Origin of the sequence: Pseudoalteromonas sp. NGC95, assembly GCF_015864705.1 — a bacterium.
In the GTDB taxonomy this organism is placed as follows: Bacteria; Pseudomonadota; Gammaproteobacteria; order Enterobacterales; family Alteromonadaceae; genus Pseudoalteromonas; species Pseudoalteromonas arctica.
Map to the genome: position 1 here is coordinate 104186 of NZ_JADYWR010000010.1, position 22889 is coordinate 127074.

At 37.5% G+C, this 22889-nt stretch carries 13 protein-coding genes; 1 reads left to right on the forward strand and 12 read right to left on the reverse strand.

Annotated features, from left to right (window positions below; genetic code table 11):
• Window positions 1-16: 16 nt before the first annotated feature.
• The gene (locus I6E70_RS11200) at window positions 17-2284 is read right to left on the reverse strand and encodes a DNA internalization-related competence protein ComEC/Rec2 (RefSeq protein ID WP_197188721.1); all 2268 of its coding nucleotides are present in this window, start codon (window positions 2282-2284) and stop codon (window positions 17-19) included.
• Between I6E70_RS11200 and I6E70_RS11205 the strand changes: the two genes are divergently transcribed.
• Complete coding sequence (locus I6E70_RS11205) at window positions 2264-2770, forward strand: DUF2062 domain-containing protein (protein WP_007586895.1); 507 nt, start codon at window positions 2264-2266, stop codon at window positions 2768-2770. The genes I6E70_RS11200 and I6E70_RS11205 overlap by 21 nt on opposite strands.
• Window positions 2771-2879: 109 nt before the next feature.
• Here I6E70_RS11205 and I6E70_RS11210 read toward each other — a convergent pair whose 3' ends face one another.
• The 11 genes from I6E70_RS11210 to I6E70_RS11260 all read right to left on the reverse strand — a co-directional run bounded on the left by I6E70_RS11210 (window position 2880) and on the right by I6E70_RS11260 (window position 22768).
• Complete coding sequence (locus tag I6E70_RS11210; protein ID WP_197188722.1) at window positions 2880-4637, reverse strand: DUF3466 family protein; 1758 nt, start codon at window positions 4635-4637, stop codon at window positions 2880-2882.
• 11 nt (window positions 4638-4648) lie between these two features.
• The gene (uup, locus tag I6E70_RS11215) at window positions 4649-6562 is read right to left on the reverse strand and encodes an ATP-binding cassette ATPase Uup (RefSeq protein ID WP_197188723.1); all 1914 of its coding nucleotides are present in this window, start codon (window positions 6560-6562) and stop codon (window positions 4649-4651) included.
• 15 nt (window positions 6563-6577) lie between these two features.
• Entirely contained in the window at window positions 6578-6817 is a 240-nt protein-coding gene (locus I6E70_RS11220; RefSeq protein ID WP_197188724.1) for a glutaredoxin family protein, read from the reverse strand.
• Window positions 6810-8927 carry a bifunctional 23S rRNA (guanine(2069)-N(7))-methyltransferase RlmK/23S rRNA (guanine(2445)-N(2))-methyltransferase RlmL gene (gene rlmKL, locus I6E70_RS11225; protein WP_007586899.1) on the reverse strand — a complete coding sequence of 706 codons (2118 nt, stop codon included), beginning with the start codon at window positions 8925-8927 and terminating at the stop codon, window positions 6810-6812. The genes I6E70_RS11220 and rlmKL overlap by 8 nt, the downstream gene beginning before the upstream one ends.
• Before the next feature lie 91 nt (window positions 8928-9018).
• The gene (locus tag I6E70_RS11230) at window positions 9019-9549 is read right to left on the reverse strand and encodes a cell division protein ZapC (RefSeq protein WP_007586900.1); all 531 of its coding nucleotides are present in this window, start codon (window positions 9547-9549) and stop codon (window positions 9019-9021) included.
• Window positions 9550-9666: 117 nt separating this feature from the next.
• The gene (gene pyrD, locus I6E70_RS11235; RefSeq protein ID WP_010552659.1) at window positions 9667-10677 is read right to left on the reverse strand and encodes a quinone-dependent dihydroorotate dehydrogenase; all 1011 of its coding nucleotides are present in this window, start codon (window positions 10675-10677) and stop codon (window positions 9667-9669) included.
• Window positions 10678-10797: 120 nt separating this feature from the next.
• Window positions 10798-15639 (reverse strand): NAD-glutamate dehydrogenase, encoded by a 4842-nt coding sequence (locus I6E70_RS11240; RefSeq protein ID WP_121954898.1) that lies wholly within the window; start codon window positions 15637-15639, stop codon window positions 10798-10800.
• Window positions 15640-15847: 208 nt separating this feature from the next.
• Window positions 15848-18169 (reverse strand): efflux RND transporter permease subunit, encoded by a 2322-nt coding sequence (locus I6E70_RS11245; RefSeq protein WP_007586903.1) that lies wholly within the window; start codon window positions 18167-18169, stop codon window positions 15848-15850.
• Window positions 18169-19164 (reverse strand): WD40/YVTN/BNR-like repeat-containing protein, encoded by a 996-nt coding sequence (locus I6E70_RS11250; protein ID WP_197188725.1) that lies wholly within the window; start codon window positions 19162-19164, stop codon window positions 18169-18171. Before I6E70_RS11250 ends, I6E70_RS11245 begins: the two co-directional genes overlap by 1 nt.
• 126 nt (window positions 19165-19290) lie before the next feature.
• Window positions 19291-20655 (reverse strand): DUF1329 domain-containing protein, encoded by a 1365-nt coding sequence (locus I6E70_RS11255; RefSeq protein WP_197188726.1) that lies wholly within the window; start codon window positions 20653-20655, stop codon window positions 19291-19293.
• Window positions 20656-20668: 13 nt separating this feature from the next.
• Window positions 20669-22768: a DUF1302 domain-containing protein gene (locus I6E70_RS11260; RefSeq protein WP_165726185.1), complete on the reverse strand. Its 2100-nt coding sequence runs from the start codon at window positions 22766-22768 to the stop codon at window positions 20669-20671.
• Window positions 22769-22889 lie beyond the last annotated feature (121 nt).

Consider the following 22889-nt stretch of genomic DNA (forward strand, 5'->3'; position numbering starts at 1 on the left):
GAGATAAAACTAAACGTCAATCTTTGATAAACCAGTAACTTTCCTGCCCTCTTGCTGTTTCTATAGCCAAATTCTTTGCATAAAATTTAATACTAATTTGCCCTTCAACGCCTGTCGTAAATTGCTGAGCGTTTATTTGGTTATAACGTTCGACGACAAGAGGCTTAGGGAATTCCCATTGCCCTTTATAGGCACTTGAATGAATGACTACTTGGGGAGCAACGTTATTTATAAAATTAACACTTGAGGATGTATCGCTGCCATGATGCGGGCTTAACATTACTGTACTTTTCAACGATTTATTATCCGCTAATAGCGATGCTTCACGCGCCTTTGATATATCACCGGTAAGTAACACGCTATGAGTATTATCTGATACCCTAACAACGCATGAATCATCATTTTCATTTCCAAACCCTTTTGTACTAAAGCTTTGTACTTTTAATCCAGCAAAATCAATGTTTATGACTTCACATACATTATGTGTATTTTTAGGATGAAATTGTTGTAATGTTTCACCAAAGCCAGCATCTATGAAATGTTGTAATCCTCCAGCGTGATCATTATCTTCATGACTTAGAATCGCCGTTTTCACTGTTAAATTATTTGCTTTAATATAAGGCAATAAAATACTTCGCGTACGGCTAAAGCGATTGAAATAACTGGGGCCAAAATCATAAATAAGCACTTGATTATCTTTTTCAATTAATGCCATAAGTCCATGCCCTACATCAAATACATGTAGTTGCCACTTAGACTTTTCTGTTAACCAATAATTTAATAAAAGCGTTATTGCTGGAATAAAAGCGAGCCATTTATAAGGAAGGAAATAAACCATCAACATAATAATATAAGTAAAAACGACAAATATTGAGTCAATTCTGCCAGTCGTTATCCACCTTAACGATTCTGGTATTTCATTAAGCAATTTAAATAGCGCATATAAGCCAGTATCAAACAGGTTTATTAAAATACTTACATCTAAGAAAATACTCAGTAATGTAAAAACAATTAAAAAAGGTAAGATAATGATTGAAAGCAGCGGTATAGCAATTAAATTTATTATCAAACCTGCAATACTTACCCCATTAAAAAAATAGAGTGAAAGTGGCAATAAACCAATAAATAACGCTATTTGAATAACAAACAGTGAAATAACTTTGTTTTTTATGCGAGTGTTTAATATTGGTAATTTATTAATAACTGTAAAAATGATAGCAACCGCTAAAAATGAAAAGTAGAGACCTGGATTGAGTAAATTAAATGGGTTAACAATAAGAACAATAACCAAGGCAAATAAAATGCTCCGCCAACGCAGCGGCTGCTTAGCAAGAAAATACAATAATAAATAACAACCCAGCATGATAAGCGCTCGCGTTGCCGATACTAAAAAGTCACTTAAGTACACATAAACCAAGGCTACTAAAAATCCGCATGAACTATAATAAAGAGTCAGGTTGAATGATTGCCCGATCGAAGAATTAATTTTTGCAAAAATGAATCGAGTAAATAGATAACCGAAGCTAAAAATCAAACCAATATGTAACCCCGATATAGCAAGTAAATGACTTAGCCCAAGAGATTGCATTAATTGTTTATCAGCGTAACTCATCAAAGATTTTTCACCGCTAAGCAATGCATAATAGAGCCACTGTAGTTTTGTATCCGTATAAGTGTTTTTAAGGAAGTGTTGATAATCTAAAATTATGCTTTGTTTGTCGCTATTTATAATATTAAGATTTTTATTAAGCACTTTACCTTTAAATAATATTCTACTTATAAAAGCATAACGTTCATTATCAAATACATTAAAATTTTTATTACTACGAAAATGTTTTAAATGAATTAAAGCAGAAAATTCATCACCTACTATTAAAGGCTGTGCAGAATTAACACTGAGCATTGCTTTGGGTGCTCTAAAATCCGAAAAATTACTCCCTTCTAATGCCACTATTTTAACTTTAATATATTGAGGTTTTTTGTCAGAAATAACCTCTTCAACAATTAATGTAGAATCAAGTGCATACTTTTCATCCGGTTTTGGTATTTCAAAACTATAAAAAACGTAAAAATGCAGACCAACGAAGCAAATTGCACAAATAAAGCCTAACAATACATTTAAAAACGGCTTAAAATAAGCGCTCACTATAACAATGAAAATTGTGAATACTGTAAATTCGAGAGTTTGATAATAAAATACGGTTGCTATACAGCCAATTACAAACCCAAGACTTATCCACACTGATGTAAATGGTTGCTTTAAATGGCTAAAAAAACGATCCAAAGATTTTTACCTGATCCAAATAAAATTAGACATCATAAATCACTAAGAATATTTGGACGCCTTTTACAAGATGCAAATCTTTGGCATTTAAATAGACGTTCTGCTCGAGGTGCATTTGCAGTCGGGTTATTTTTTGCTTTCATCCCTGTTCCTTTTCAAATGGTTTTAGCAGCAGCCGGCGCTATATTATTTAGAGTTAATTTACCTATCTCAGTAGCATTAGTATGGCTTACAAACCCTCTAACTATGCCCCCTATTTTTTATGGCTCATACTTAGTGGGTACATTAATACTTAATCAGCCTGAGCAACACTTTGTATTTGAAGCTAGTTGGTCTTGGTTTCTAGAGAGCATTGAAACTATTGGTCCTGCATTTTTACTAGGTTCGTTAGTATGTGCTTCTATTGCATCAATTATCGGCTATTTTGGTATTGATATTATTTGGCGCCGTTCTGTTAAAAAGGCATGGTTATCGCGAAATAATTAGTAGCGTTAAAACTAAATAATCACTGTAATCCTAATCTTATAAAATATTATAGACGAAAAAAAACCAACTTTATTAAGTTGGTTTTTTTTATAATCAATATTAGTAAACTTTAAAAGCGAAATATACGTCTTAAGCCAACTAATGGTAATAGCAATAATGTATACCAAGGAAAGCTAGCAGAGTTACGCTCATACACTTCTGCTTCTACTGGAGCACAGTTTTCTACTTCACCATTTGCAATTGGCGTTAATTTAACTGCAACTGCAATACTTTCGTATTCAATTTCACCATTGATATCAGTTACAACACCGCCTAAAGAATCAAGTTTTTCAACTGTCTTAGTCGCAGTACCAAATATTTCATTATTTTCATTGATAGCTGTAGCTTCAGCCATAGTATAAGCGTAATCAGTTTCACCGTCCGTGTCATAACAAGGCAGTAAATCGTTTAGATTAGTGATTTTATCATCACCAATTTTGTAAATAAACGCTTCTTTAAGTCGTGAGCTATCAGAAACACCCACTTCCCCTTCGCCTACAATATATCCTTTATTATTTATATCGTTGCCATAAGAACTTGAGCTTGAAAAATAATCAGTTGGAAAAACTGTATTACCTGTTTCAATGTCATGATAGAAGAATTTATTGCGAAGTGTGCCTTCAATACGCTTAGTCGCATAACCTGTAATTACATCATTATCATTAATAGCAATTGACTTACCAGACTGCCAGTCATCTTCTTGATTGATAAAGTCAGTAACTGCACCATCTTTAAAATAAACTGGCATTGTAAGAATCGCATCATCATTTTTGTAATAACGCGTATTTGATGAACCTACAATTATACCGTTGTTATTCACTGCTAAAGCAGTACTCGTAAATGCGTCATCTTCCGTTTCACCTTCATCAGGTGTCAGTGCCATACCAAGCTCTTCAACAGAAATAATATTTAACGATTCATCAAGTTCCCATTTAACAGCACGCTTATTAAATAAGCCTCGTGTAATGTTAGAATTTAATAAATTGATACATACTGATGTTGGTTCGTCTTCATTATCACAGTTATCATCAATATTATCTTGTTTGTCATCAGGAATACTTGTAGAGATATTACCTACAACAGTGTAACCACTATTTGTTTTGACTATATCGTTAGCGCGGCTTGTGCCACCGTATTCATTAAACTCAGGCTCTAACTCAACACTTATACTGCCATCAGCGCTTATTACAATTCCACGTTCTATAAATTCATGAGTGAACCACGTTTCTGCATCATCTTCATCATCAGGTGTAAAAGATACTTTATCGTATGGAGCGCTCCCCCACCCAACTGTAACGCCATCTTCACTTACAGCATTAAGAAGATTAATAGTTGAACGAGTTAATCCGTCATAATCAACAGAAACCACATCAAAAAGAGGTTGTTCAGTAATCACCGATTCGTTAAATTTAATACCAACCAAAGAACTCATCTTTTGATATTCAAAGTTTGACGGAATCCCCAAATTCGAATTTGCCAAAAAGCTAACCATAAAAGTATGAGCATCAGGATTAGTACTTACGGCGTCATTGTTTTCAATATCATTAAGCGTAAAAGTAATTGCTTTATCACTTAGTTCATATGCTGCTTCAGCGCTATCATATGCACTTTCAATAACATTTTCTGTAAAATCTATATAGCTGATATCAATAGGTAAATTGTATAAACCATTTGCGAAACCAATAATATGCCCGCTTTCGCTTACATCTGTTACATAAGAATATTTAGCGTCTTCAAGAGTCCCTAATTCACTTAACTGGTACGTCGCACTTGTTGCTGAAGTGCTTAATGTCGCTAAAATACTGGCAGCGAGTAATTTATATTTCATTTTAGTCCTTACTACTGATTCTGTAATTCTTCAAGTTCTTCCCAGCGCTCAAGCGCAGCTTCAAGGTCAGACTCAAGTTGTGCCAAATGGTTCAATGCTTTAGTTGTTACATCACTCTCTTGTTTAAAAAAGTCTGAGTCACTAACTACAGCTTGTTGAGCTTCAATTTCAGCTTCTAGTTTTTCCATTTTATTCGGTAGTTGCTCTAATTCAAGTTTTAATTTGTAAGAGAGTTTATTTGTTTTAGCTGCAGGTTTAGCAACTGGAGCGACTACTTTTTCAACTTTTTTTACTGGTTGCTGCTGCGTTTTTTTTTCTTGTTCAGCTAAATAGTTAACGTAAGCCTCATAGTCGCTATAGCCACCTACAATATCTGTAACTTTACCGTTACCTTCAAACGCCCATACACTTGAACATGTATTATCAATAAATTCACGGTCATGGCTTACAATCAGCACTGTACCTTGGTATTGATTAATGATGTCCTCTAGTAACTCTAACGTTTCAATGTCCAAGTCATTCGTTGGCTCATCGAGAACAAGTATATTAGATGGTTTTAAAAACAGTTTAGCTAATAGCAGTCTATTTTTTTCACCACCAGAGAGTGCTTTAACAGGGGTTCGAGCGCGTGCTGGAGGGAATAAAAAGTCTTGCAGGTAACCTAAAACATGGCGTGAACGACCGCCCATCATCACTTCTTGTTTACCTTCGGCAACGTTATCTTGAACAGTTGCTTCTTCGTCAAGTTTTTCACGGTATTGGTCAAAGTAAGCAAACTCTAAATTAACACCTTGCTTAGTAATACCACTATCTGGTTCTAAATCACCAAACATTAGTTTTAATAGTGTTGTTTTACCAATACCATTTGGGCCTACTAGACCGATTCTGTCACCGCGCATCACCAGTGTAGAAAAATCATCAGCAATAACTTTGTCTTTAAATGCATGACAAAGATTCTTAGCTTCAAATACTAACTTACCAGAGCGTTCTGCTGTTTCAATATTGAAATCAGTTTTACCAACTTGGTCAACACGTTGCTTACGCTCTGTACGAAGCTGTTTTAACTCTCTAACACGTCCTTCGTTACGCGTTCTACGCGCTTTAACACCTTGGCGGATCCATGTTTCTTCTTCAGCTAAACGCTTATCGAACAATGCATTTTGGCTTTCTTCAACTTTTAAATCATGGGCTTTTTGCTCTAAGTACGTAGCGTAATCACCAGGGTACGAAATAAGCTTACCACGGTCTAAATCTAAAATACGCGTAGCAACAGCGCGAATAAACGCACGGTCATGCGATATAAATACGATTCCGCCCTTAAACTCTTTTAAAAATTGCTCAAGCCACATGACGCTTGCCATGTCTAAATGGTTTGTTGGCTCATCAAGTAATAATAAATCAGGCTCACTGACAAGTGCACGTGCAAGTGCTACTTTACGTAACCAACCACCAGAAAGAGACTCAAGTTTAGCTTCTGGCGTTAATTCTAATTGTGTTAGTACTAATTGAATTCGGCTATCAAAGCGCCAGCCATCAGCCGCTTCTAATTGATTTGATAAACGTTCAAGCTTGTTTAATAACTTATCAGTACACACTGTTTGCAACTCATTACTTACATGATGAAAATCAATTAGTAAGTTTGCAATCTCAGGCATACCTTGCGCAACGTAATCAAATACAGTGCCATTTGCGCCTTTTGGTGGATCTTGTTCTAAACGAGAAATTCTAATCCCGCCTAGCTGATTTATTTCACCATCATCTAATACAACTTCGCCATCAAGCACTTTTAATAGAGTTGACTTACCCGCGCCATTTCGACCAACAACACACACTCTTTCGCCACTTTCTATAACGGCATCTGCTTTGTTAAGCAAAGCATGCGTACCAAAAGCAAGTTGTGCTTTTAAAATTCTAATTAAATCCATAGTTCTTATTTGCTCTTATTCTGCTTGTGCTAAAAATTCGTGCACAGTGTGTAAAGTAAAAGGCCAAAATAATTGCTCGCCTTTTTCACTTTTTAATACAGGAATAGTAATTTGATACTCAGCTATAAGCTGCTCATCAGTCATAATATCGATTAGTAATAACTCACTCGTATTACTAAGTACCTCAGTGATAAGTTGCTCAGCTTGCTCGCACAAGTGGCAACCATCAGTGTGGTATAAAACCCACTTAGCCATGTGTGATTAACCAGCTATTATGGATTTTTTTATTACGTTTAAAGTCTGGTGATAACGTTTTATCTGAAATATTAATGGCTTTTAAACCTAAACCAATCAGACCAACTTCATCTATCACAAAGCCACGTTTGTTATTAGAGAAAATCAAAGTGCCCGATGGGCTTAAAATCTTTTTAACCCACGTTAATAATTTAATGTGATCGCTCTGTACATCAAACGCGTCTTTCATACGTTTTGAGTTTGAAAACGTTGGAGGATCTAAAAATATCAAATCATATTGCGCCGTTGCGTGCTCTAACCATTTTAAACAATCTGCTTGTTCAAAACGGTATCGTGTATTACTAATACCATTTAAATCAAAGTTATCTTGGCCCCATTTTAAGTAGGTCTTTGATAAATCGACTGTAGTAATGGCTTTAGCACCACCAAGAGCAGCATGTACAGAAGCTGTACCTGTGTATGCAAAAAGGTTTAAGAAACGTTTATCTTTAGCATTTTCTTGAATATAACGGCGCATTAAGCGATGGTCTAAAAACAAGCCTGTGTCTAAGTAGTCAAATAAATTAACTTTGAACTTAGCACCAAACTCTTCAACAACCATAGTACGGTTTTGTTTAGACATAGCGGTGTATTGATCTTCGCCCTTCTGCTTTTTACGTACTTTTACAGCAATGTTTTCAGGTGAAATCTCAAGCTGTTGAGCCGTTAAACTTATTACGTCTTGCAGGCGTTTTTCTGATGTTTTTTCATCAATTTCTTTAGGCGCTGCATATTCAAAAATTACAGCAGAGTCACCATAAATATCTACAGCAACATTGTATTCAGGGATATCCGCTTCATAGACGCGATAAGCATCTATTTTATTTTGTTTAAGCCAGTTTTTTAAGCCTTGCTTATTTTTTTTCAATCTATTTGCGAATGACGTTGAGCCTTCAAAATTGAGTGCTTTTTTGTCATCTGTGGTCAAACTTACTTGCTTATCATCTAATTGATATAAGTTAAGTTCTACATCAAGCGGGCCATTTTTAAATTTATAACGCTTGAGGCGCACAAGTTTCAAAAGTTTAAATAAGCTCTCGTCCATACCCAATAAGGCAAGTTTCCAGTGATTGAAGTGCTTTTTAAAGCCAACGCCTAAATTACGGTGTAAATCAACAAGCTCAGCCATAGAGCCAATACGCTCACCATAAGGTAAGTTTGAAATTACAACACCCGGTAATTTTGCAACAGCTGTAAGTTTAGTTGCATCACTTTGCTTAAACTTAATCACGTCGTCAAGCTCGGCTCGTTTAGCATTATCAATTGCTTTACTTAATACTTGCTCATCGTAATCGTGGCCAATTAACCACAATTTAGGATCAGTAATATTAGCGAGTAACTCTTCTTTAAGCTCTTTAAACTTAGCGGCTCTAAAACTGGGTAAACGCTCAAAAGCAAAACCTTCACGGAATAATCCTGGCGCTTCGTTTCGCGCCATACCGGCAGCTTCTATCAAAATAGTACCCGCACCACAACATGGATCGAATAAAGGCTGTTTTACATTTTCAAGCCAGCCACTTCGCTTAATTAATGCAGCAGCTAAGTGCTCTTTAATTGGCGCTTTACCTTGGCCTTGGCGGTAACCACGTTCTGACAAACGAGGACCTGAATAGTCAATATACATCGATACGCCGTAACGATTTAATCGTGCAACTACGCGCACGTTAGCATCTTGCTTATCAACGTTAGGACGTTGCTCGTATAAATCATTAAAATAGTCAACAATCGCATCTTTGATTACAAGACCCGAAAATTGCGTGTTTTTTAATGAGTCATTGGTACCGTTGAAGTCGACAGCGAATGTTTGCGTAGGTCCAAACCATTCTTGCCAAGGTTGCGAGCGCGCAAAATTATACAGGCTATTTTTGTCATCTACGCCTTCTTTTTCTTCAATAAGCATAAGCACACGCGTTGCAAAACGAGTTGATAAACAAACCTTTTGCGCAAGTAATGAGTCAGCCTCAAAACGAACAGAACCAACAGTTTGCTTAGACACGGTTGCGCCAAGTTCTGTTAGTTCATCAACCAATAAATTTTCGATTCCGATAGAAGTAAGTGCGATAAATTGCAAAGTAATAACCCTTAATAGCTAATTGCGCAGGATTATAACATAGGTTGGGCGACAAACACGCCATAAAGACACGCTTAAGACTTAAATTTGGTTAGGCGGTTTGACTTTGATATTGCTGATTTAGGATGGGGTGTACTCGATTGTTCAAAATACGGATTACTTCAAATTGCGCTAAAGATAAGTTTTCGTCTAATTTAAAGGTTTCACTTAAATTCAAACAAATAGATGCATCAGGACAATGCTCTACAATTAAAAAATCACCTGACTGCGCTTTAGATGTTAATTTTACTATTGCCTCTACGCTTGGTTCTGTCCCTGTGTATTCTTCAAAAAACCAACTTTTTGCTAAAACGGGTTTTAAGTGATACTTAACAGCAGTTGCATTTAATGATATTTGACAAATTTGAGCCGCAGACCACAATTCAAATCCATCCAGATAATTATAAACCTGTTCGTAAAATGCAGCATCTTCGAGACTAAAACGTGGATTTTTAAAAACAGAATCGGTGAGCTGTCTTAATTTATAAGGCGTGCATAATTGCATGTCGTCATTTAAATCAAGTAACAAACGATTTTTATCAGGACAAGTAATCCACTGCCATTGCTTTGATGCTTGTAACATTTACTCCTCCTTGGGTATGTTGAATAATTATTGCTCAGAGTATAACCGCTTTTGACCACTTTTAAAATGTTTGCTTAGAACATTTAGCTAACGATCAAAAGCTTAGATAACTGATCCTTATAAGCCGTTAACGATCGACTTTACCAATTGTGGACCTTTGTAGATGAACCCAGTATAAACCTGAACTAAATTTGCGCCTGCATCTAACTTTTCTTTTGCAGATGTAGCATCATCAATACCGCCGACTCCGATGATTGGTAGCTTACCTTGTGTTAAGCGTTTTAGCTCACTTACTACCTCTGTAGAGCGCATTCTAACAGGGTGACCTGATAAACCGCCCGCCTCTTGTGCATATTGCTGCCCCATGACTGCGGCTCGCTCAAGCGTTGTGTTTGTGGCAATTACACCATCAATTTTATTATTTAAAAGTGACTCACTTACTTGCTCTATTTGTATTTGATCGAGATCCGGTGCAATTTTTACAAGCATAGGAACTTGCTTATTATGCTTTGCAATTAAATCTAACTGTTCATTTTTAAGACTTTGCAATAAATCATCAAGTGCAGCACCATATTGTAAATCACGAAGCCCTGGGGTATTTGGTGATGAAATATTTACCGTAATATATGAGGCATGCTCAAATACTTTACGCATACAATGAATGTAGTCATCTTTACCTTGCTCGTTAGGTGTATCTTTATTTTTACCAATATTGATACCGAGTATGCCACTGTACTTTGCTGCTTTTACATTTTCGACTAAATTATCAACACCTTTATTATTAAAACCCATACGGTTAATAATTGCGTTTGACTCTGGAAGTCTAAAAATACGTGGCTTGTCATTACCAACTTGAGGACGCGGTGTAACCGTTCCAACTTCAATAAAACCAAATCCCATTTGGCTAAATGCATCTATACATTCTGCATTTTTATCCAGGCCAGCGGCAAGCCCTACTGGATTTTTAAATTCAAGACCTAAAAAGTTTACGGGTTTATCTGAAACACTTTGTGACCAAGCTATATTTAGAGGCGTATTAGCAAAACGACGAAGATTATTAAGTGCAAACTCATGCGCCCACTCCGCATCACGGGTAAACATAAAACGGCGAGCTAAATCATAAAACATCAATATAATCCTCTTTTTAAATTTCAGACAAAAAAATACCTCAGACAAGGCTGAGGTATTGTATAACAATTTTAACAATCAGTTATTTATTTACTAAACAAATAACTGATTAAAGCTAAATTATTTTCCTGATGTATCACAGTTGTGACTTAATAACATAAGTTCACGAAGTGCAACTGAGAACTTAGCAAAGTCGTGGCTTTGTGATGTTTTAAACTCAGCCAACATTTGTTTCCAACGCTGAAGTAATAAATCTTGGCTATCCATCCACTCATCTATTTGACTATCAACATCGCTCTCGTCACCTTCAAAGCTATTTAGCACCACTTCAGATAACGTACGTTGCTGCCAATCAAGCTCTTCACGGTAAGATGAACGAGCAAGTGCTTGCCAATGATTTGCTACTGGTTGCTTAGTTATTTGCTCTAAGAACCAATGCAGACCCATTCTCGCGCCTAGTTTAAAGTAAGTATTCGATACCATCGAAATACTCTTACCTGAATTATTAGCAACCTCAGCTAAATCCATCACAGAGAATAAGCTTGATAACGAAACAATACGCTTAGCTATATCTACAGGAACGCCGGCATCAATTAACTTATTAGCTTCAATTACAATACGGTCATTTTCTTTTTCAATCATGTATGTATTTAAATTATCGCTTAAATCTTTAAATGTTGGCGCAAAGAATTCAATTCCTTGTTCAATCGTTTGTGACTTATTACGATGACGTAAGAACCAACGCGTAGTACGGCGAACAGTACGACGAAGTTGGTAAAGCATTTCAGTTTGTACCGCTGCTGGTATTTTATTATCCAGTGCGCTGATAGAAGACCATGTATCGCGCATTTCAAATATTTCGCTAGCAATTGAGTAACACATTGCAATTTCAGCTTCGTTGGCACCGGTTTCTTCATGCATACGTACCATGAAGTTTAAACCCATATCATTAACGATACTGTTAGCAAGTTTAGTTGCAATAATTTCTTTACGAAGTGGATGGTTGTTCATCGCATCGTTAAACTTCTCACGTAGAGGACGTGGGAATGACTTCACAAGCAATTGGCGATAGTAAGGGTTTTCAGTAATTTCATCACTTACTAAAGACTCTTTTAATACCATTTTTGCGTAAGACACTAGCACTGAAAGCTCAGGGCGAGTTAAGTCTTTACCTGCGGCTGCACGTTCTGCCAATTCTTCATCACTTGGAATGAACTCAATAGCACGGTTTAACTTACCATCTTTTTCAAGAGCATGAATAAAGCGAATCTTTTCTTTAAGCGTTGAAGTACCTTTAGACTGCGTAATTGAAATAGTATGTGTTTGACGGTAACAGTCTTTTAATACTAATTCAGATACTTCATCCGTCATAGAATAAAGTAGCTCATCACGTTGTTTACGTGTTAAGTCGCCTTCAGCAACCAAGCCATTAAGTAAAATCTTAATGTTAACTTCGTTATCTGAACAGGCAACGCCCCCTACGTTATCAATAAAGTCAGTATTAACACGACCACCCTTAGCTGCAAATTCAACACGACCTAATTGAGTTGCACCTAAGTTACCGCCCTCACCAATTATTTTAGCGCCTAAATCTCTACCATTGATACGTAGTGCATCGTTTGCACGATCCCCTACATCTGCATCAGTTTCTTTAGAGTTTTTAATGTACGTACCAATACCGCCATTCCACAGTAAATCGAACTCCATCATCAATGAAGCTTTCATTAACTCATTTGGGGTCATACTTGCTTTTTTAGTACCCAACATTTTTTTCATTTCTGGGCTAAGCGTAATTGATTTAGCAGCACGAGAGAAAACACCACCACCGGCAGAAATTAACTCTTTATTGTAATCTTCCCACGATGAACGCGGCATATTAAATAAACGTTCGCGCTCTGGGTAAGAAGTAGCAGCATCTGGGTTAGGATCAACAAAAATGTGCATATGGTTAAAGGCAACTTGTAAACGAATATGCTTAGATAACAACATACCATTACCAAATACATCACCAGCCATATCGCCTATAGCTACCACTGTAAAGTCAGTCGTTTGACAATCGATATCCATTTCACGGAAATGTCGTTTAACTGACTCCCATGCGCCTTTAGCTGTAATACCCATTTTCTTATGATCGTAACCAACCGAGCCACCTGATGCGAATGCATCACCTAGCCAGAAATTGTATTCATTAGCTATGCCGTTTGCGATATCAGAGAAAGTAGCGGTTCCTTTATCGGCTGCAACCACTAAGTAAGCATCATCTTCATCGTGGCGAACAACATCGCGAGCTGGGACTACTTCACCGCGCTCTATGTTATCTGTAATATCTAGAAGACCACGGATAAAGATTTTGTAACACTCTTGGCCTTCTTTTATAAACGCTTCGCGCTCACTAGGTAATTGTTTACATACAAAACCACCTTTAGAACCAACAGGTACAATTACTGTATTTTTAACTTGTTGAGCTTTAACTAAGCCAAGTACTTCAGTACGGAAATCTTCACGACGGTCAGACCAACGCAGACCACCACGCGCTACTTTACCGTAACGTAAATGCACACCTTCAACGCGCGGAGAGTATACAAAAATCTCAAACGCAGGAAGTGGAAGTGGTACATCAGGAATTAAGCTAGGCTGTATTTTAAACGAGACATAAGACTTAAACTGACCTGCTTCATCTTTTTGGAAATAGTTAGTTCGTAGCGTCGCAACAATCATATCTACGTATAAACGTATAATACGGTCATCATCAAGGTTTGCTACGTTTTCAAGTTCTAAGTAAATTTGCGTACTTAACTTTTCAAGTGTTTTAGCACTTGCTGGGCTCTTAACTGAGAACTTTTTAGCAAATAAATTAACAATTTGCGCTGCAATGTTTGGATAATTTGCAAATGTGCTTTCAATGTAACTTTGTGAGAACGTTACACCAATTTGACGCATGTACTTAGCGTAAGCACGTAAAATAGAGGCTTCGCGGCCAGTTAGGCCACCCATTAACACTAAACGGTTAAAACCATCATTTTCAAGGCGGTTGCCCCACACATTTGTTAATGCAGCGCGAAAACGTGCTGAAATTTTATCAAAGTCTGCCATCCCTTTGCTGTCAATAAGCATCGAGAAGTCCATGATCCAGTTAATACGACCATCGCTAGTTTTAACTGAATATGGTGTTTCACCAACAACGCGCAGACCAAAGTTTTCAAGCATTGGCATAACATCAGATAAGTGAATTGGCTCATCTTTATGGAATAAGCTTAATCGTACAATATTACTGTTTGCTTCTTCTTGAGGACGGTAGAACAGCATTTCTAGCTTGTTTTCATCGCTAAGTAGTTCTAACTTTTCGATATCAACAACCGCTGCACTTGGAAGCACTTCATCTTTGTATGAGCGTGCAAACGCATTACAGTATTTACGATTTAAATCGTTACCACGTGCTTCACCCGCAGACTCTAAAAGTGCAGATTGAAGTTTATCTTCCCACGTACGTGCAGCTTCTACTAAATTGTTTTCGATGTCTTTCACGTTATATTCGATCTTGTTGTCGGTCACACGAACGGTGTAATGAGTACGCGCCAGTGTTGACTCAGAGAAATAAGTAGTAAATTCGACTTTATCGTCAGAATTAAATGCATTAGCTAATATATCTTGCGTTTCACGACGAAGAGCCGTGTTATAGCGTTCGCGAGGAACATAAACCATGCAAGATAAAAAGCGACCATACGCATCTTTACGTACAAACAAGCGACACATATCGCGCTCTTGTACTTGTAAAACACCCATAGCAACTTCAAGTAGCTCACTTTCGCGCGCTTGAACTAGCTCGTCACGTGGGTAGGTTTCTAAAATATTTAAAACAGCTTTGTAAGCGTGTGTACCTTTAGCAAAATCACACATTTCCATAATGCGGTTAATTTTACTTTTTAAAACAGGCACATCAGTAGCACTGTTATTGTAAAAGCTTGATGAGAACAAACCAATAAAGCGGTCTTCACCAATTACATTGCCTTCATCGTCAAAACGCTTAATACCTACGTAATCAATGTAAGCTGGACGGTGAACGCGAGAAACAGAGTTTGTTTTTGTTAGGATCAGTAGGTTGCTGCTGCGTGCTTCTTGGCGAGCAACTTCTGGTAATTCTGATAATAATCGTGTGTGTTCTTCAGTAGAGTTTTTCATCAAGCCAAGGCTTGATTCCATTTTACCTTTTAATTGGTAATCACCTTGAACTGGGCTTAGCTCATATTCACGGTAACCCATTAGGGTAAAGTTATCTTTCGCTAACCAATCTAAAAACTCAGTTGTTTCTGAAACTTCTTCTGTCGTTTTATTATGATGACGTTTAGGTAACTCTTTGGTTACTGCAATCAATTTTTTACGAATTGGCTGCCAATCATCAACAGCAACTGATACATCAACAAGAACCGACTCTAACTCTTTCTTGAAAGACTCAATCACAGAAGAATCTGTTTGACGGTCAATTTCAATAAAAAATACTGTTTTAGTAGATGAGGATTCTTGCTCTGCTTTTAAATTTGATAATCCAGAAATTTTAGCGTTTTCATCGCGCTTAATTTTTAATGGGCAGTGAAGTAATAAGTGAGAGGCGATATTTTCACGAGTCATGGCCATACGAACAGAATCAACTAAAAACGGCATGTCTTTAGTAATAATCTCTACGATTGTATGTGATGACTGCCAGCCATCTTTTGCCACTTCAGGGTTGAAAACGCGGATAACAGCGTCGTCGGTAGTATTTTTTTCTAGCGAGTTCCAAAGGCTTAATGCTGCGCCATATAGGTCACTATCGTTGCGGTTTGCCAAATCCTCTTTAGACATATTGCTGTACAAGGCTTTGGCGAATTTCTCAACGAGTAACACATTATCAGCGCGAACTTTTTTCTGGATCAGCTTACAGACATTATCTAGGATAACCGAGGCTTGGCCTTCATTTCGTGTCATTGTATGTTCCTTAATCTATTACTGCTCAGGAGCAGGAATTTGTACAGCTATTCATTAGCGTGGAGTCAATTAAATTCTAACCCTTTTACAGCTAATAAACAGCCTTTTCGATGAAAACATTTTAAGCATTTCAGCTATTTGGTCATCTATTCACAAATTGTAGATATAAATGGCCTTTACAGGCCATTTAGGAGCAAAATTATTCACATTATTTTTTCTGGTCAGTCCAGAGAAGGCTACCAATAGCGGGTAATAACAACACTGCACCTAACATATTTACTAAAAACATGAAGGTTAACAGTATACCCATATCAACTTGGAATTTAAGATCTGAGAATATCCACGTACTCACACCAATCGCAAGTGTAATACCGGTAAATAGAACCGCACTTCCACGTTCAACAAGCGCATTTCGATAAGCAACACTTAATGGTACATTTTGCTTAAGCTGCCCCATCATCGACGACAGTATATAAATGCCGTAATCGACCCCAATACCCACTCCTAGAGCAATAACTGGCAAAGTAGAAACGGTTAAGCCTATTTCTAATTGCACCATAAGTGCTTGTGCAAGTGTTGATACGATATAAAGCGGCAATACCACTGCAATCGTTGCTTTTACGCTTCTAAAGCTCATTAAACATAAAATGATAACGGCACCATAAACATAAAGCATCATTGGTATTTGCGCTTCTGCAACTGATTCATTAGTGGCTGCCATTACACCAACAGGTCCTGACGCTAACTTAAATGCTAATTTATCAGTGCCCTCTTCTTGCGCAAATTGCTTAACACTCTTAATTACAGTATCGATAGTTTGTGCTTTATGATCATCTAAAAATATAATCACTGGCATAACTGAACAATCACCGTTAAGTAAACCTGTACTAGTTTCAACTCGAGACGTTGACTGCACTAAACTTGCTGAATTTCGTGGCAAGCTTTGCCATTTCAAATTGCCTTCGTTGTAGCCTGCGTTAACCGATTGAGCTACAGAGCTCAAACTTACAGCAGACTGCACACCTGCTACATTCTCTACTTTGTATTGAAAACGGCTTATACGCTCCATCACATCATGCTCAGTACATGCTGCAGGATACGCTTCTACAATTACCTTTAAGATATCAGACGAGATAGTGTACTTGTCTGATATTAAAAACGTGTCTTGATTATAACGGGCATCTTGATGCAGTGATGGAGCACCTGCATGTAAGTCACCTATACGCATTTTATCTGCTTGCCAGTAACCTAAAGCAAATAGAACAAGTGTAAAACCAATAATCATTTTAGCTACTTTAGGATCAGTCGCTTTAACAAGTAAGTCGCGGATTTTATCAAGCATGTTTGGTTTTGCTGCATCACCAGATTGAATATGTACACTGTTTTCAAAGTTCATGTACGAAGCCCAAACTGGCAATAAGATTAAATTAGTAAATATAATTACTGCTACACCTAAACTCGCTGTAATGGCAAGTTCACGGATAATACCAATATCGATGGTAAGTAATGTTAAGAAGCCTACGGTGTCTGAAAGCAGTGCAATACCGCCTGGCACTAATAAAGCCCTAAAACTTGACTGACAACAAATACGTGTTGTTTTACCTTCACCTACTTTTTTACCAATCGCATTTATCATCTGCACACCATGGCTTACACCAATAGCAAATACTAAAAACGGTACCAAAATAGACATAGGATCAAGGCCAAAACCTAAACTTGAAAGCAGGCCTAATTGCCAAATAACAGCAATAATGGAACATGCGATAGGCAAAATAGTCAGCTTTAAACTGCCACAAAATAGCCAGACCATAATAAAGGTAAAAGCGATAGCAATGGCAAAAAATACAACCACCCCTTTTGCACCTTCCGCTATATCACCAGCCATTTTTGCAAAGCCAATAATATGAATACTTACTTTGTCCGTACTTAAAGGCTCTCTTAAATCACTTTCTAGCTTTTGTGCAAAAGCTAATGTGTCTAATTTTTGTTGTGTTTGAGGATCAGTTTCTAAAAGTTGAGCAGTTACCATTGCACACGAATAATCGCTGGCAATCATACGTCCTACAACTTTTGCTTTTTCAATGTTTTCCTTTACTACACCTAAACCACGCTTATCTGCTTTAAAGTTAGCAGGAATAATTGGGCCACCGGCAAAGCCATCCTCCACTACTTCAACAAAACGAGCACTGGGTGAAAATATTGAGTTAACTAATGGACGATTTACGCCAGGAATGAAATAAAGCTGATCGTGAACCGCTTTTAATTGAGTAAAGAACTCTGGATTAAATATATCACCACTGTCATCACACACTGAAATCAAAATACTGTTTGCACCACCAAACTGCTTTTCATGCTTGGTATACACTTTCATATAATCGTGGTTTAACGGGATATTTTTATTAAACGATGCATCTAATTGAATTTGAGTCGCTTTGAATACAAGTAAACAGGTTATAAGTGCAAAACTTATAAGCATAATTAAGCGATGTCTAAAAATCGCCTTTTCAATAAAATCGAGTAGTTTATGCATTAAGGGGTTAACTCCTTCACTTTAATGCCATCTTCTGTAGCCATGATCAGCCTGTTATCTAAAATTACACCATCAAGAATCGCTTTACCGTCAGCAAGCTGCTCATGGGTGAGTAACCCATCTTGAAGATGAAAAATAACGCCACTGTTGGCAAGCATAAGCCATTGTTTGTTATTATAATTAATGATGTTGTTGATCGTCGCTGTTTTAACATTTTCGAAATGCTGCCACTGCTGTTCACCATTTTGCTTTGCAAAAACATTACCTCGAAGCCCTGCCACAATTTCTTGTGTGCTATCTGATGCAACTGCAAAGAATGAACCAGGATAAATTTCTTCTATCCTTTGCCAAGTTTGACCATCATCAATGCTTCTGGCCATCAAGCCCATCTCACCAACCAGCATTAAACCATTATCTGTTTTTTCGATTCGATTAAAGTGCGGTAAAATTGAAGCAGTTTCGGCTTCGTATCCTTCGGGGTCATTTTCTTTTAAATCGTTCAAGTAATCACGATCATCACTAAATAATAGCGAATCTAAAAAGCGTTTTTGCCAATGTTTACCACCATCGGTGGTTTGATAAAACATGCCATATGCGCCCACTGCAAAACCTTTTAAATCATCTTCAAATAGAATATCTAAACATGGTTTGTCTAATTTTGGTTGTGCTTGTTGTAGTTTCCAATTAATACCACCGTCAGTAGTATTTATTATTGTTGCATCGTGGCCACACGCCCATCCATTATTTTCATTACTAAAATCAACGGCAGTTAATAGCACTTGAGTTGGGACTAGCTCAGCTTGTTGCCATTTATCACCCGAGATACTTTTAATAACAGTACCGTGTTTACCTACTGCAATTAGACTATTGCCTGTGTTAGTTATGTCGGTGAGTAAGGTTTTAGCTGCATTTGTTGCACTGATTGCATTGCTAGGGGCTTCTTGTGCAACACTCGCACCGCTTATTATCAGGCTGGCATATACCAAATACTTCATAAATTTTAATCGCCTTGTACGAGAGAGTTGTTTGTCTTTTTACTGGGGAAAGCGTTGCGCGCTGTAAGACAAACGCGATGAGAAAGGAAAAGGCACTTAACAAATTGTTAAATGCCTAGTTTAATACTATCTACCTGCGCGACGTAAAGCGCTTGAAGTAAATTCGTTATCGTTAAATGACTGTGAAAAATCGTACATTTTTTCTTGGTTATCTAAACCAATTGCTAAATAACGACGAGAATTCAAATCATGATAAACCTCAAGCGTACTCCACTGTGTAGGTACTTCGTAGTAGTTAAGGCCATAAGCCATTGCTACACGGTAAAGTTGGTCGCGGTTATCATAAATATCAGTAACCTGTACTTGCCAGCTATCTTCATCGATGTAAAACACACGTTTTTTATAGATATGACGTGTATCATCTTTTAAGTTAGCTTCAACAACCCAAACACGGTGTTTTTCGTAACGTGTATGTTCTGGATTAATATGGCCAGGCATTAAAATATCATCGTACTCTAGCTTATCACTATGAAGTTTATAGCTGTTGTAAGGTATATATAACTCTTGCTTACCTTTTAGTGTCCAGTTGTAACGATTTGGCGAGCCATTAAACATATCAAAATCATCGGTAGTACGCAGGCTATCTGCAGCTGTGCCTGGTGCATCATATGCAACATTAGGTGCACGACGAACGCGGCGTTGTCCCGAGTTATAAGTCCATGCTTGGCGCGGCGTTAATATTTGATCCATTGTTTCATGAACTAATAATGCAGTACCCGCTAAACGAGCTGGTTCTGTAACGCTTTGTTTAAACTTAAACAAAATATTTGAGTCTTGCAGCTCTGCTGGTGTTGCACTAGGGTCTGAGTATTTAACTAATAACTGCTCATCAAAGCCAACATAGTTATAAGAACCAGATGCAGTCGGTGCAGCTTGACCACCAAAACGCTCAACAGACTGGCCACGGTAACGTAATAAGTGATTCCAAATTGCCTCTAAACCCGTTTTAGGAATAGGGAAAGGAATACCAATCGCCGTATTTTTAATACCGTTACCGCCTTCTATTAATTCAGCAGTCGGTGCAAACTTTTTAGTCGCATCATACACAAACTGAGGGTAAGACGCAGAACGGCGTGTTTCATATACTGGCATTTTAAATGTGTCTGGGTATGCTTCAAATAAAGCAATTTGACCCGGACTTAAATTGGTTTTGTACTTTTCAATATTACTTTTATCAATAGTGAAAAGCACTTTATCAGCTGTAAATGGGTCAAGGTGATGCATACCAGCTTCATAACCTGCAGGGGCTGTTGTAATGCCATTATTCCATGCTGGAATAGAGCCATCAGCATTAGCTGCTTTTTCTGCGCCCATTGGCGTTAAGTTTTGACCTAATTGAGCAACTTCATCAGCGTTTAATTTAGCTAAAGCTGCGCTGCTTGCAAACAAGCTACAAAAAGCTGTAGCGATGAGGGTAGGTTTTTTAATCATAATAATGTTACCCCTAAATAGAATATTTTAAGTTAAAAGAAACGTAATCGCGATCTGAGAAAGTATTAATATCGCCGCCGCCCCAAAACGAGTTATAGCTCACATCAAGTGACCACGCATTTTGGTAGTTAAAGTTCATGGTTGCACCCAAAGATTTACGGTCTTCAATAAATAAGAACATAGGGTCTGGTGTATTACCATTTACGTCATGAGAAAATACAAAACGTGGAGAGAAGTTAATACCTTTGTAAAGGTTAAAATAATCACCTTTAGCAATTAAGCGGTAACCCCAAGAAGATGCTGTGGCGAATGACTTTTCTTCAGCGCCATTTGATAAACCAAGTTGCAATGTTGAATAATCAGTAGTACCTGGGCCTGTAATTGTGCCACTACGGCCAGTACCGGATACATTTAAACGCATTTCGTCATATTCTGGCATGTTATGAATTTTTACTGCACCCACTTCACCAACTACAGCCCAACTATCAGCACCTAATGAAGGTCCAAATAAGTGAGTAGCCGTGAATTGAATTTGTGATGTATCACGTTCAATATAGCCTTGAGCAACTTCACCCGCACCAACAGAACTAATATCATCGCCAAAACTCATTTGCGAAATACCTGCAAAATCAGGACGAAGACCTGCAAGAGCTAACTGCTCAGGCATAGCTGTGTAAAGTAACTCTACGTCATCAATTTGCAGTGGTTCATCTTGACGAAACGCAAACTCACCCGCAAAGGCTGTTTCACCAATAGTTGTGTTAAAACTTAAACCATATAGTTTAATATCTTCTGGGTAGTCGTTTTCAGCTTTAGAAAAAGCGGTTAAATCAGCAACATTATCTGACGTAATTTCTGTTGTCATGATCATCGCTAAATCTTGAGCAATTGCTGCCTGTGAAAAGTTTGATACACGACCAGATATAAGTGGACGACGACTATGGTAGTTCACGTGGTATAACGCAATTTCAGTATCATTAAATTCAGGTAAAAATATACCTAAACGTAAACCGTACTGTCCGCCATCTTCAGGTTCATTTTTACCATTATCTCCTTTACCTTTTAACGCAACCTTAGTTGGGTAAGCAAGATACATTTGGGCTAATAAAGCACTCCCTTCAGCACTTGAAGGATCAATACCTTGAGCAGCTGCTGCTAATGCAAAATCAGATGTTAGGTTATTTAAACTATCCGTTAAAAAAGCAACATCAATATCAGGATTAGACGTAAAGCCTAATTGAACATTCTGCTGATAACCATTTTCTGCTGCAAAGTCATTAGTAGAAAAGTATGTACCTGCTGCTGGTAAACGTGTTTCTTGCCATTGATATTGGTAGAAACCTTCAAGCGTGATGTTCTCAGTAATTCCGAGCGATGCCCAAAGCATACCGATTGGTATAAATGCTTCTTTTAGCTCAGCGCCAGGTGCTTTTAATCGATCTATATCAACTGGGTTTACGTTAATACCATGAGATATAAGCGTACTTTCACCCCAGTTAACTACTTGCTGGCCTAAACGGACAGATAAAGGGTTATTACCATCATTTAAATCAAAATCGGCCCATACAAACGCATCTAATAAACGTATGTCGGCACAACTTTGTGCTTTGGTGTCTTTATCGTCACATGGATCAACACCCTGCCCTGATGTAGGATTTGAATATGCATGATTGCCATCCATCAACGCAAAGTCATAAAAATACATGAAGCGAGTGAACAAACCGTAGTTATCTTTATTTATTGAAAGGTCGTGTGTGCCCTTCAATAGTTTTGAGAAGGAGTCACCACTATCAAAATTTAAATTACCCGCATCACCATTGTTTGAGTAAGAGCCCGGTTGTGCCCATACATCTTGTGATGAGTAAATAGTATTACTTAGCGCTGGGTTGTATCCTGTCCAATCAAATGCTGGGTTATTACTTTTGCCAATTAGGTTAAAGTCTCTGTCTTCTACACGAACACTTTGCCCATATGAAAAGGTTGAATCGAAGGTAATATCAAAACCTCCAGCTTCAAATGTTACAGCTTGAGTACTTGCTGCAGATAAACCTAAACTAGCGGCTGCTAAACCTATAGCGATTCTATTTTTAACAAAAAGCGATCTTCTTATCATTTTGGTTCCCCCCTGTCGCGGGTCATTTTGTGTGATCAAGTTATTGTTTTTAGTGTAATCATAACGATAGAAGCGAATCAGTGAAATTACAAATACTCGCTTTAATCTGTCATATACTTCT

What these genes read in the sequence shown, in the direction of transcription:
- I6E70_RS11240 (WP_121954898.1), bottom strand. Translation starts at nt 15,639, where the DNA reads ATGACACGAAATGAAGGCCAAGCCTCGGTTATCCTAGATAATGTCTGT.
- I6E70_RS11205 (WP_007586895.1), top strand. Translation starts at nt 2,264, where the DNA reads ATGGCTAAAAAAACGATCCAAAGATTTTTACCTGATCCAAATAAAATT.
- I6E70_RS11250 (WP_197188725.1), bottom strand. Translation starts at nt 19,164, where the DNA reads ATGAAGTATTTGGTATATGCCAGCCTGATAATAAGCGGTGCGAGTGTT.
- I6E70_RS11245 (WP_007586903.1), bottom strand. Translation starts at nt 18,169, where the DNA reads ATGCATAAACTACTCGATTTTATTGAAAAGGCGATTTTTAGACATCGC.
- I6E70_RS11255 (WP_197188726.1), bottom strand. Translation starts at nt 20,655, where the DNA reads ATGATTAAAAAACCTACCCTCATCGCTACAGCTTTTTGTAGCTTGTTT.
- uup (WP_197188723.1), bottom strand. Translation starts at nt 6,562, where the DNA reads ATGGATTTAATTAGAATTTTAAAAGCACAACTTGCTTTTGGTACGCAT.
- I6E70_RS11260 (WP_165726185.1), bottom strand. Translation starts at nt 22,768, where the DNA reads ATGATAAGAAGATCGCTTTTTGTTAAAAATAGAATCGCTATAGGTTTA.
- I6E70_RS11220 (WP_197188724.1), bottom strand. Translation starts at nt 6,817, where the DNA reads ATGGCTAAGTGGGTTTTATACCACACTGATGGTTGCCACTTGTGCGAG.
- pyrD (WP_010552659.1), bottom strand. Translation starts at nt 10,677, where the DNA reads ATGTTTTATGATTTAGCTCGCCGTTTTATGTTTACCCGTGATGCGGAG.
- I6E70_RS11210 (WP_197188722.1), bottom strand. Translation starts at nt 4,637, where the DNA reads ATGAAATATAAATTACTCGCTGCCAGTATTTTAGCGACATTAAGCACT.
- I6E70_RS11230 (WP_007586900.1), bottom strand. Translation starts at nt 9,549, where the DNA reads ATGTTACAAGCATCAAAGCAATGGCAGTGGATTACTTGTCCTGATAAA.